Here is a 10,634-nt window from a genome sequence, read left to right as displayed (position 1 = left end):
CAACCTACGAGCGCAGCGGCGCTGGTGACCAGCAGGGCGTGAACGCGGCGATCGGTCTCTACGTCGATCAAGAGGTCGAGTAGCGCGAGCGCGGCCAGGTGCCTGACACGGTCTGACTCGCTGCGAGTCGCACCCGAACATGAGAGCGGAGGCCCAGCGCCTCCGCTTTTTCTGCGGCCCTGAGCGCCGATCAAGTTCGCTGCCCTTGGTGAACCAGTCCACAAAGGTGTCCGCAAGCGGGCGAGAAGCCCTCGCCCGAGCTGAAAACAGTTTCGAGTCGTCAGGCTCCAGACTGATCGGCGCTTTGGTAGCCCGTGGTGCAATACCGGCACCGGGAGACGGCCTGTCTTTGCGCTGCGTAGCCGATGCGATCTGCTACGAACAATACATGTCGCAGTCCCCCCTCACGCCCGCACAAGAGAAGCAGGTTCAAGTCTGGCGACGGCACACCTTCGCGGAGTTCGTCATCAAGGATCTCGACGCCGTGCTGGCGACGATGGTGCCGGAACCCCACGTCTTGATGGTGCCAACGGGGATCGGTGGGGTCGGCAAGGGCGCGCTGCGGGTGTTCTACGGCGAGCGGTTCATTCCGCAGATACCCAGTGACATGCGGCGGGTCTCGATCTCGTTGACCGTGGGTATTGATCGCATCGTCGAAGAGCTGGTCTACGAATTCACCCACGACATCGAGATGCAGTGGTTGGCGCCGGGCATTGCGCCTACCCACAATGCGGTGGTGCTGCCGGTCACCGCGATCGTCGAATTCGAGCGCGACAAAATTGCGCACGAGCACCTCTACTTCGATCAGGCGACCTTGCTGATTCAGCTTGGGGTGCTGCAGCCTGGCGCGCTGCCGATGACCGGGGTCGAGAGCGCGCACAAGCTGCTGGCCGCGATGCACATGTGATCAATCGTCGTCGCGCGCGCCCTGCATTGTCGAGAGCATGGTCCGGGCGGCGCCAACGACCGCGCGGGCCTTGGCCTGGAGGCCGCGCGAGTAGATGATCCGCACGGCGCTCTGGACCAGCTCGTAGCTGTAGGGGCGCACCGGGTGAAACGCGACGCTGCGGCCAAGTGGCACCCGGTCTTCGACGATCGCCTTGGCGTAGCAGCAGGCGCGCAGGCCCTCGGGTCCGTTGATGCGGCCAAAGCCCGAGTTGCCGACGCCGCCAAACGGAAGCGCCTGCATCATGTACGCGACGCCGTAGTCGTTCACGACCGTCATGCCCGTGCGGAGCTGCCGGGCGATCCGTTGGCCGCGGGCGCGATCGCGGGTGAACACGCTCGATCCCAGCCCGTAGGGGCAATCGTTGGCCAGGCGCACGGCCTCGGCCTCGTCGCGCACGCGGATCACGACCATGATCGGACCAAACACCTCTTCTTGGGTGATGCGCATCGAGTGGTCGACGCCAACGAGCAGCGTGGGCTCGTAGTATTGGCCGGCAAGCTCGGGGTTGCGACGGCCACCCACCAGCGCCGTCGCGCCGCGCTCGAGCGCGTCGTCGACCAGCGTGGAGATGACCTCGAGCTGCGCGGGCATGGTCGTGGCGCCGCAGTCGACGATCGCGTTGGTCAAGGGCGGACCCTGACGCAGAGCCGCGACGCGGGCCCGCATGGTCTCTACGAATTGATCGTGGACCGCGTCGAATACGTAGATTCGCTCGGCGCCCACGCACATCTGCCCGCACGCCGTGAACACCCCGAGCATCGCCGCGTCGGCGGCCTGATCGAGGTTTGCGTCGTCGCACACGATCAGCGGATCTTTGCCGCCAAGCTCGAGCACGACCGGCGTCAGATCATCGCTCGCGGTCGCCATGACCTTGCGACCGTTCCCGGGCGAGCCCGTGAAGAACACCTTGTCGACGCCGCCACGGACCAGGTGCGCCCCGGTCTCGCCCCACCCGGTCACGACCTGCACGAGGTCGGTTGGCAGCCCGTGCTTGCGCAGCACCCGATGGATGATCTCGAGGTACTCGCTGGCCGACCACGAGGTCCACTCGCTGACCTTCACGACCACCGCGTTGCCGGCGAACAGCGCGGGGATCAGCGGGCAATAGATGTTGTGAAACGGGAAATTCCACGGGGCGATGACGGCGACGACCCCGAACGGCAGGTACTCGACGCGTCCGCGCTTGTGCAGCAGGAACCCCGGGCTGCGCGGCTCGGGGCTCAGATCCCGCTCACCGTGGGCGATCGTGTAGCGCAGCTTCTCGCAGACTGGAAACACCTCGCCCATCGCCGCGTCGATCAAGGTCTTGCCCGAGTCCCGCGCGGCGAGGTGACAGATGTTGGCCTGGTGCTCGACGATCCACGCGAGCAGATCGCGGAGCACGGCGCGGCGCTCCGCGAAGCTGGTCGCGGCCCAGCGAGGTTGCGCCGCGCGAGCCCGGGCGATGATCGCCTCGACCTGCGCGCGGTCCATGACCTCGACCTCACCGAGCCGCTCGAGGGTCGCGGGGTCGTGGCATTCGATCGGTGGCAGCGTGGAGGAGGGGCGGGCGGTTCCGTCGGGCATCGCCCGCCGAAGCTAGCGAACCGCTGCCGCGACCGGCGTGGCGTGGGTCACTCGGCGGTGCCGAACACCAGGTCGGGGATCGGGGTGATCGAGGCGTAGTTGCCCGCCCGCATGCCCGAGTGATGGCGCGCGTGCTTGCGGACCATGTACGCGATCGGGCGCAGCCAGGGCTGGCGAAAATCCAGGCCCGAGTGGATCACGATGTTGAGCCACGAGTAGATCGCCAAGGTCACCGCGAAGCCCCACATGGAGATCGGGCCGACGATGAAGATGCACGCCATGAACAGCAGCACGCCCATCGCGTTCTCGATTGGGTGGACGTACAGGCTCTCGATCGCGGTTGGGTGCTTGACGGTGTGGTGCAGGACATGGACGGACTGCAGCGCGCCGTGAAACAAGAAGCGGTGCATCGCATAATAGATCACGTCGTAGAGGACCAAGGTCCCGACCACGTCGGCGATCACACCCAGCGCAGAGACCTCGCCCGTGTGCAGCAGCCACGGCTGCCCCCAGTAGATCAGGCCCACGATCAGCGCGGCCGAGAGCAGCGAGTTGGGCAGCATGACGCGAGCGATGCGGCCCAAGTCTTTGCCGCGCAGCGGGTAGATCTTGTAGGCGTCGCTCGAGCGCGAGCTGTAGATGGCGTAGAGCAGGACCTCGAGCAGAGCCGAGGCTGCCAACACGGTGATCAGGGTGACGAGGAGGGCCATGGCGAGCGGCGCGAAGGTAGCACCGCCAACGGCTCCGCAACCCCATCGAGATCACACTACGAACACTACTTCCTGGTGTAGCTGAGCTTGAAGGTCACGGGCTCGCTGAGCTGGTCGGCGTCGAGCTTGTGGTGGACCGTGAGCTTCTGACGGTCTGCCGACAGCACGTAGACCAGGGTCTTGACCGCGTCGGGGGCGTCGAACACGACGATCATCTTGCTGCCCTTCTCGAGCACGCGGCCCAGGTACTTGTCGCCCTTGAAGCTCATGCTGACCTTGGGTCCGCCGATCACGCAGGTCATGGTCGAGCCGTTGGACCAGTTGAAGGTGATCTTGTCGCCCGAGACCGACATCTTGATCTCGTCGTCGATGATCTGCGTCTTCGTGAGCCGCTTGCGGGCGATGCCGCGGATGATGCCGGCGACCTGGTTGGCGCCGAACTCGATCGCCTCTTCCAGAGCCTGACGCTGGGCGCTGCCGCCCGAGAACCGAAACGTGCCGTCGAAGTCGGCGATCGTGATCGGGGCGGGTGCGGGCGGCTCGGCCGGCTGGGGCTTGGGCGCGGCTTCGGCAGGCGCTGGCGCGACGGCAGGCTGCTCGGCTGGAGCGGCTGCCGGTTGCTCGCTGGGCGCGGGGTCGGGCTTTGCTGGGTCCGCGGCCGCCACGGCGGCGCCTGACTTGTTCGAGGGCGCGCTGGCGCCAGCGAGCTTGGCGGCTTCTGCAGTCGAGCCGTCGGCGGGCTCGGCCGCAGCGACTTCGCTGCCGTCGTTCGGTGCGACCGGATCTTCGTCTGGCGCGACGGCGGTGGTTGGCTCTTCGGCTGGATCCGTGCCCGGATCCGTGCCCGGCTCTGCGCTTGGATCCGCGGCCGGATCCGGCGTCGCCGCGACCGCGACCTCGTCGGCCTCGATCTCGTCGAGCCAAGGGTCGTTGAGCGGATCGGTGTTGGGCCGATCCTCGGCGCTCTTGCAGGCCGTGACCGCGAGCACCAGGCCCATGCTGATCACCGCCGCGATTCCCCCAGCCCGGCGGCGCAAACTCGTGGTTGCCGAAGTACGCATCGCAGCAGGCTACCATTCTCGAGATGGGCCCGCGCCAGATACTCGGTCTTCACCCCAACGAAAGCCGGCTTGGTGAGCTGGGCCCGCTGACCCAGGCGCTGGTCGAGTCGGCTGCGCGCAAGCTCAGTGACGCGCGGGGCCCAGCGGCTGGGTCGCCACGGGATTCCGCACCGCAATATGTGCCCGAGCGGACCGTGGACGTCGGCAATTTCTTGCCGACCTGGTTCTTGCGGGTTGGCTTCGAGCGGGCCCGATCCGTCGCGCGGATCGAGATCATCGACGACGGCAAGACCTACTTTGGGACCGGGTTCATGGTCAGCCCCAGCCTGCTGATGACCAACCATCACGTGCTGCCCAGCGTCGCCGCGGCGCGCGGGGCTCGGGTGTTCTTCGACTTCGAAGACGACGAGCATGGCCGCCAGCTGAGCCCGCAGGTGTTCGTGCTCCAGCCCGATCGCTACTTGTTTGGCGACCCGGTCCTGGACTTCGCGCTGGTTGCGATCGACGGTGATCCCGGGGCCCGCTGGGGCGCGATCCCGCTGTGTCACGCGCCCACCGGGGTCGACGTTGGCGCGCGCGTCAACCTGATCCAGCATCCCCGCGGCGGCCGCAAGCAGGTCGTGATTCAGGGCAACCACATCACGAAGGTGGTCAAGTCGGCGATCCACTATCTCGCCGACACCGAGGGCGGGTCGTCGGGCTCGCCGGTGTTCAACGCCCGCTGGGAGCTCGTCGCGCTGCACCACTGGGGCGGCACGCGTGACAACGTGGGCGTGCGCTCCGACGTGATCCTCAAGTTCTTGACGGTCGCGGGCTCGCACCGGGGCGGGAGCCCGCTGCTGCGCGAGCTGCTCGACAGCGTGGGCGGCAGCGGTGACTTTGGCCTGTTCGCAACGACCGGGCTGACGGCGCCGGTCGCCAAGCTGGAAGATCGGGGGACGCCACCGGCTCGGACCATGCTCGATTGGATGGGCGGCGCAGAGTTCTTGGATCCTGGCCACTGGGATCTGGGCCCGCTGTTCGTGGGGCTCACCGATCTCACGGTCGAGCACCAGCGCGTGAAGCTCGACGCGATCGTGAGTGTCGTCGTCGAAGCGGGGGCCGACTTCATGGTGCTCGAGGGGATCCCGAGCGCGCTGCGAGCTGGGCTGTCGCAGCTGCTCGGCCACGCCGGGTTCGGCACGCTGGAGCTGGGGAGTCACGCGCTGCTGTGTCTGGATCCCGCCGTGGACGCGGAGCCGTGCGCGCCCGACGAGGCCACGGCCGAGGCCGCGGGCAGCGTGTGCAACGGTCGCCGGGTCCTGCCGGAGGGCTTCGTGCGCCTGCAGATCACGCTGGCGCGGCCGGGCGCTTCGGGTTCGCGCGCGCTGTATCTGATCTACGTGGAGATTCTGGCCGGCCGGGACTTGCCTTCGCGTGCGCATCGCAACGAGCTCGCCCGGGTCCTGGGCGAGCTCGCGCTGGCCAGCGGGCGGGACGTCGTGGTGCTTGGGCTGCTGGCCGGCGTGCTCGATCGACCGGGGCTGTGCGAGCTGGTCGCGCCGCCGGAGCTCACGATCATGGCCGCGCCCACGCGCGCCGGAGACGATTATGATGTTGGTGCGATCGCGTGGATCGGCGACGGCTTGGGCGCGGACCTCGAGCACGTGTACTGCTGGCCCGACGTCCGCACGCTGCGGCTCGATCCCAAGGTCGAGCGCCACGAGTTTGATCGGCGCGTGCAGCTTGGGCCGGAGCTGAGCGCGGCCGGGGCACCCTTGCTGCTGCGGGGTCGGTTTGGCGAGCTCGAGCGCGGCGCCGCCCCGCTGCCCGCGAGCGCGGAGCCAGCCCCCCGCGAGATCGAGATCAACGGCTACGTGCGATCACTCGTGGTCCGCGACAAGTAACCGCAGGATCTCTCCAACCGGCCGAGCCCCGCGTCGGTCATGGGTCCCGCAGCGTCCTCCGGCAGGTCAGGGGGGGCGGTTCAAACCAAACGAGCGACCGCCAAACAAATCGCGGGGATTTGCTTGGCGGTCCTGGGTCCTGGCTCCGCTCAGTCCTCGACGAACTCGCGCAGCTGCTTGGACCGCTCGGCCTTGCGCAGCTTGCTGAGCGCCTTGGCTTCGATCTGCCGGATCCGCTCGCGGGTCACCGAGAAGTCCTTGCCGACCTCCTCGAGCGTGTGGTCCGAAGCCTCGCCGATGCCAAACCGCAAGCGCAGGATCTTCTCTTCGCGCGGGGTCAAGCTGGCGAGCGCGCGGCGGGTCTCGTCGGACAGGTGGCGGTCGACCACGCCGGAGCCTGGATCGAGCGCGTTCTTGTCTTCGATCAGATCACCGAGGCTCGAGTCGCCGTCTTCACCCAGCGGGGTCTCGAGGCTGATCGGCTCTTTGGCGATGCGCAGTATGCTGCGGACCTTCTCGACGGGCATGCCCATCTTGGTCGCTATCTCTTGGTGAGTTGGCTCGCGGCCGTACTCTTGGACCAGCTGCCGCGTCGTTCGGATCAGCTTGTTGATGCTCTCTATCATGTGGACCGGGACGCGGATCGTTCGGGCTTGATCCGAGATCGCCCGGGTGATCGCCTGGCGGATCCACCAGGTCGCGTAGGTCGAGAACTTGTAGCCGCGCTGGTACTCGAACTTGTCCACGGCCTTCATGAGACCGATGTTGCCCTCTTGGATCAGGTCCAAGAACTGCAGTCCGCGGTTCGTGTACTTCTTGGCGATTGAGACCACGAGCCGCAGGTTGGCCTCGACGAGCTCGGCCTTGGCGGCCTCGCGCTCGCGCCGGGCCCGGCGCAGATCATCGTAGAGCGCGACCAGGTCGTCGGCTGAGACGCCCAGCTCTTGCTCGACCCGACGGATCCGCTTGTTGGCGACCTTCATCCGCGAGATCAGCTCGTGCAGCTCCCACGGGTGCAGGCCCAGCTTGCGGCACAGCTTGAATTCTTCTTGCTCGCGCAGGCGCACGCCCTCGAAGGTGGAGCGGAGCTCCTCGAGATCGACGCCTGCCCGGCGCTCGCAGTCTTGCACTTCGCGCAGCGCCCGTCGCACGTTCTCGACCGTCTCGCTGAGCTCCTCGCTCATCTCCTCGATCGATTTTCGGCTCAGCCGCATGTCGATCATCGAGCGGACCGCGGCGTCTTGCTGCTCGGCGCGCTTGTCCTTGCCGTCGGCGTCGGTCTCGGGCTCGGTCGACGCGGTGGCGTCGGGTTCGCCGTCGGCCTCGGGCTGGCCCTCGTCGGTGTCGGACTCGCGCAGCTTCTCGTCGATGCGGTCGAGCTCGCGCTGGTGCTTGCGCAGGCGCTTGAGCTGGACCTTCATGTTCTCGATGGCGGCTTCTTGACCGGTCGGCTCCTCGTCCTGGCCAGGACGCTTCTCGTCGGTCTTGGCCGGGATCACGAACGCGTCCTTGACCCTGACGAGGTTTCGCTCGACGCGCTCGCACAGATCCACCACGTAGGGGATGGCGATCGGGCTGTTGAGGACGATGTCGATGACCTTGTTCTCACCGGTCTCGATGCGCTTGGCGACCTCGATCTCGCCCTCGCGGGTGAGCAGCGAGATCGTACCCATCTTGCGCAGATACATCCGTACTGGATCGACGCTCCGGCCGCGCTCGTCGATCAGGCGCGGTTTGGCCTGGGGCTTGGCTCGACTGGTTGAGGCGCGCGGTTTGATGGAGCTCGGGCTCTTGTTCATAAACACCCTCCGGGGTGGATCGAATCGATTCGCTCATGCAGGCGAAGGCGACGCCGCTCGCTCCGAAGCGAGCACTCGCGGGCCACTGGCCAGACACGAAACGGTGTGCAGGTATATCCGCAAACCGGCGTGGGTCCACCGAGCGGGGCTGCTTGGTGGTTCACCTGCGCTGGCAACGGGCGGCATGCCACGGCCGCCAGCGGCGATCGATGGCTCGATGCCGATGATGATGACCAACTGTGGCTACCCGGTTTGGCCGGTCCGGTTGCTGACACTGATGACCGCGGTGGGTCGAGGGTCGCGGCGGCCTCGCGTGATCGAGCACGCGCGCGCCGGAAAGTCCCCCGCGCGCGAGCTTCACGCACGAGGTATGGATGACCTCGATCGTCCTGATCATCAGCGCGAGCGAACTCGCGGCGTGGGTCGCAACCCACGCGAATCGGCTCCACCGGTTTGATTCGCGCATCCTACCGCAAGGACGGTGTGATTGGTCTGAGAGTGACGAAAACAGCGGTGCGACATCCCACGAACTTGGCGCTCGGCAGCGAAAATGCCGACGAAGTCGGCGCCGCACGGCAATTTAGAGGCAATTTGAGAAGCAAATCACGGGCCATGGATCTCGGATCTCCCCCATTTGTTGCGCGATCACCAACGAGACCGCTCTCACGTTCATTTGGGTGGGCCGCATCAGGCGTCCAGGTATGGAGTGGAAGTTTGGAGCGCTGAGCCGGCCTGGCGCATGAGGCGCGACTTCGAACAACGCGCGCAGGGCGACCATGGCGCGGCACCCGAGACTCTCGAGTTCAGATGTGCACCAAATTTGCGGCGTCGATTCGGGGCACTCCGCGCACTATTCAGATTCCATGTTTGCGCGCACTTCGTGAGCCTGTGGTTCGACCAGCGATTGACAGGATCCGACGAGTGCTTGTTAATGATCACCTGTGGACGATCTGGCTGAGCGCTTCGCCCGAGCCGAGCGGCAGGGACTCATAAAAATTGTCCGTGGCTCTGCGAGCATGCCCATATCCGAGCTGCTGGCGCTGGTAGAGACCGGACGAACCGGGCGCTTGCTCGGGACCTTGACGATCGCCGAGTGCTGCGACGGCGAGGCCAACGAGGACGCGGTCGAGCTGCACAGCAAGGCCCGGCTGCGCGAGACCTACGACGCGCGGATCCTCGAGGCCCTGCGTGACGCCGACGAGCCGCTGTCACCGTCGGAGGTGTGCGAGCTCGTTGGCGGAACCACCCACGACGCCCGCACCGCGCTGCAGCGACTGGCCGCAGCCAAGAAGATCACGCGCACTTGGAAGTCGCGCGGGCACGGCTATCAGCTGGGCGCTTGACTGGATCTGCGAGCATCACGCGCTGCGCTCGGGCAAGTCAGCGGGCGGTCGCGCCCGAGCTGATGGCACCGTGAAGACCTCGGCGGGGCCTGCCTGTACCCTTGCACGGTGTCGGTCCCGATCCTGAAGCACGCTTCGTCACTCTCGTGCATCGCCCTGTGTGTCGCCGTGGGCGCGATGCCCTCGGTGCTTGGTTGCAAGCGCAAAAACGTGGCCGAGCACATGCTCGGCGATCCTGCTCACGAGCTGGCCACGGCGCGCTGCGGTGGCGTCGGCCAGATGGTGAGGCCGCTGATCATCGAGTGGCCGGCGACCGATCGGGCCTCGCTCGAGAGCCGCCTGCGACGCGGGTTGGTCGTGGTCCGCTACGAGGGCTGCGTGGTCGAGGTCCTGCGGGAGTGCGCGGCGCCGGAGGGTGCCTACGACTACCTTGGCATCACCCGCAAGAGTGATCAGATCACGATCCGAACGACCGACGAACTCTACGCCAACATGCCGCTGACCGCGGTCTCGCTCGAGGCCAAGCTGGCGACCGCGGGTGAGCTCAACGTGTCGATGGCGCTGGTCGGCAACTACGAGGCCCAGCGCGCGCGCTTTGACATCAGCGAGCTTCAGGGTCGCTGCGATGGCGCCACGCACGTGGTCGCGGCGGCGCAGGTCGGGGCGTTCCAGTTCTACACGGGCGCCGCCGCAGAGGTCGGGACCGAGCTCGAAGTCGAAAAAGTTGCTGGGGTCGGAGCCCGCAGCACCGCCAGCCGCGAGATCCTCAATCACGACGGCGACGCTGACGCCTGCCTGGGCTCGACGCCAAGCGACACGACGCCGCCGGCCGAGTGTGGCGCGCTGTTGCGGCTCGAGCTCAGCGCCCTCGATGGAATTGTCTCGACCTGTCAGCCGGGCAGCGTGTGGAACGGCAGCGCGTGTGTGAGCAACGAGCGGGCCGCCGACGAAGCCCAGCAGGCCCGCGATCAGGCCAAGGCCGTCAAGCGAGCCGAGAACGATGAGATCGCGTGGCAGCTGTGTGAGATCCAGATGCAGTGCGAGTCGCAGCGCGCGGGCATGCTGCCGCCAGAGGGCGACGCGTATCAACGCCAGATGCGGGCCTGCACCGCGCTGACCCGCGTGATGATCAATGACTACACTCGGCCGCAGGCGCGCAAGTGCATCGCCGACGCGCCGACGCTTGGCTGCGCCGCGTTCGAGACCTGCGTGACGGGTCCCGATCTCGATGACGACATGGACATGCCCGATCCAGGCGATGACCTCGACTGGTGAGGCTCGTCCAGCGCGCCGCGATGCACGCACCCGGACGTGGGGGCT

The 10,634-nt window shown here is 66.9% G+C and carries 7 protein-coding genes and 1 pseudogene; 4 read left to right on the top strand and 4 right to left on the bottom strand.

From position 1 onward, the window contains the following. Nucleotides 1–388: 388 nt before the first annotated feature. On the top strand, nucleotides 389–907 hold the full coding sequence (locus tag DB30_RS06505) for a nuclear transport factor 2 family protein (protein ID WP_052547103.1): 519 nt from the start codon (nucleotides 389–391) through the stop codon (nucleotides 905–907). Here DB30_RS06505 and DB30_RS06500 read toward each other — a convergent pair whose 3' ends face one another. The 3 genes from DB30_RS06500 to DB30_RS06490 all read right to left on the bottom strand — a co-directional run bounded on the left by DB30_RS06500 (nucleotide 908) and on the right by DB30_RS06490 (nucleotide 4,286). After that, a complete protein-coding gene (locus DB30_RS06500; RefSeq protein ID WP_052547102.1) occupies nucleotides 908–2,515 on the bottom strand; it encodes an aldehyde dehydrogenase family protein in 1,608 nt (535 codons plus the stop codon). It abuts the gene before it with no gap. A 47-nt stretch (nucleotides 2,516–2,562) separates the two neighbouring features. After that, nucleotides 2,563–3,225 carry a sterol desaturase family protein gene (locus DB30_RS06495; RefSeq protein WP_052547101.1) on the bottom strand — a complete coding sequence of 221 codons (663 nt, stop codon included), beginning with the start codon at nucleotides 3,223–3,225 and terminating at the stop codon, nucleotides 2,563–2,565. A gap of 65 nt (nucleotides 3,226–3,290) precedes the next feature. Next, the gene (locus tag DB30_RS06490; RefSeq protein WP_153258243.1) at nucleotides 3,291–4,286 is read right to left on the bottom strand and encodes a RodZ family helix-turn-helix domain-containing protein; all 996 of its coding nucleotides are present in this window, start codon (nucleotides 4,284–4,286) and stop codon (nucleotides 3,291–3,293) included. Nucleotides 4,287–4,309: 23 nt separating this feature from the next. Between DB30_RS06490 and DB30_RS06485 the strand changes: the two genes are divergently transcribed. Further along, a complete protein-coding gene (locus tag DB30_RS06485) occupies nucleotides 4,310–6,172 on the top strand; it encodes a serine protease (RefSeq protein ID WP_052547099.1) in 1,863 nt (620 codons plus the stop codon). A 149-nt stretch (nucleotides 6,173–6,321) separates the two neighbouring features. Here DB30_RS06485 and rpoD read toward each other — a convergent pair. Next, nucleotides 6,322–7,884: pseudogene (rpoD, locus tag DB30_RS06480) on the bottom strand (RNA polymerase sigma factor RpoD); the annotation flags it as partial. A 1,103-nt stretch (nucleotides 7,885–8,987) separates the two neighbouring features. Between rpoD and DB30_RS06475 the strand changes: the two are divergent. After that, nucleotides 8,988–9,314: a hypothetical protein gene (locus DB30_RS06475; RefSeq protein WP_052547096.1), complete on the top strand. Its 327-nt coding sequence runs from the start codon at nucleotides 8,988–8,990 to the stop codon at nucleotides 9,312–9,314. Between the two features lie 108 nt (nucleotides 9,315–9,422). Further along, entirely contained in the window at nucleotides 9,423–10,589 is a 1,167-nt protein-coding gene (locus tag DB30_RS06470; protein ID WP_052547095.1) for a hypothetical protein, read from the top strand. Nucleotides 10,590–10,634 lie beyond the last annotated feature (45 nt).

It is taken from the genome of Enhygromyxa salina (assembly GCF_000737335.2).
In the GTDB taxonomy this organism is placed as follows: Bacteria; Myxococcota_A; Polyangia; order Nannocystales; family Nannocystaceae; genus Plesiocystis; species Plesiocystis salina_C.
The sequence above is the reverse complement of the archived record's forward strand: the minus strand, read 5'-3'. Positions and strand labels throughout refer to the sequence as shown.

Bases quoted from the DNA above. Each gene is read 5' to 3' on its own strand.
- DB30_RS06505 (WP_052547103.1), top strand. From the start codon at position 389: ATGTCGCAGTCCCCCCTCACGCCCGCACAAGAGAAGCAGGTTCAAGTC.
- DB30_RS06500 (WP_052547102.1), bottom strand. From the start codon at position 2,515: ATGCCCGACGGAACCGCCCGCCCCTCCTCCACGCTGCCACCGATCGAA.
- DB30_RS06495 (WP_052547101.1), bottom strand. From the start codon at position 3,225: ATGGCCCTCCTCGTCACCCTGATCACCGTGTTGGCAGCCTCGGCTCTG.
- DB30_RS06490 (WP_153258243.1), bottom strand. From the start codon at position 4,286: ATGCGTACTTCGGCAACCACGAGTTTGCGCCGCCGGGCTGGGGGAATC.
- DB30_RS06485 (WP_052547099.1), top strand. From the start codon at position 4,310: ATGGGCCCGCGCCAGATACTCGGTCTTCACCCCAACGAAAGCCGGCTT.
- DB30_RS06475 (WP_052547096.1), top strand. From the start codon at position 8,988: ATGCCCATATCCGAGCTGCTGGCGCTGGTAGAGACCGGACGAACCGGG.